The 720-nt window shown below is 69.9% G+C and carries 1 protein-coding gene; it reads left to right on the forward strand.

Annotated features, from left to right (window positions below; all coding sequences use genetic code 11):
• Positions 1-720: LamG-like jellyroll fold domain-containing protein (locus ATO11_RS21060; protein WP_341271344.1), on the forward strand; the 720-nt coding region annotated here is incomplete at both ends.

Raw genomic sequence — 720 nt, forward strand, 5'->3', positions numbered from 1 at the left:
TTCGGGCGAGTTCACGGTCTGGATCGATGACGGGAAGCTGGTGGTTGCGATTGCGGACGGGAACGTGACGCATCACCTGACGGTGCCGCGGCTGATCCTCGACGACGCGCAGACCTATCACCTTGCCGTCTCCACCGGGCCCGACGGGCTGGAGGTCTGGCTCGACGGGCAGCTCGTCGCCGCCGACCCCGAGATCACCGTCGGACTGCGCCTCAACGACGAGAGCCTGCTGATCGGCGCCACCCGCGCCTGGACCTCCGCCGACCGTGACCCCCACTCCGTCACCGAGGGCACCATCGGCGACGTCCGCATCTATGACCGCCAGCTCGACGAACGCCACATCGTCACGCTCGCAGGCGCGGCCGACCCCGACATGGGCGCCGCCGCCAGCACCGAGATGCAGATGGCCGACCTCGCGCCCGTCTTCGAACAGCTCGACAGCGCCACCGACACCCTGCTCACCATCCTCGACGAGCGCGGCGTGACCGAGGAAGGCGACCTGATGCAGCCCCTCGACCGGCTGCAGACCTTCGGCGTCGGTAGCAGCAACATCCGCGGCGGCGCGGGCGCGGACGGCCTCAACGCCGGCGGCGGCAACGACACCGTCAACGGCCTGCTGGGCGACGACATCCTGCAGGGCGGCTACGGCAACGACATCGTCAACGGCGGTGACGGCAACGACATCATCGACGGCGGCCACGGCGAAGACGTGCTGCGCGG

The sequence above is a fragment of the Pseudaestuariivita atlantica genome, from assembly GCF_001205715.1.
Taxonomy (GTDB): Bacteria; Pseudomonadota; Alphaproteobacteria; order Rhodobacterales; family Rhodobacteraceae; genus Pseudaestuariivita; species Pseudaestuariivita atlantica.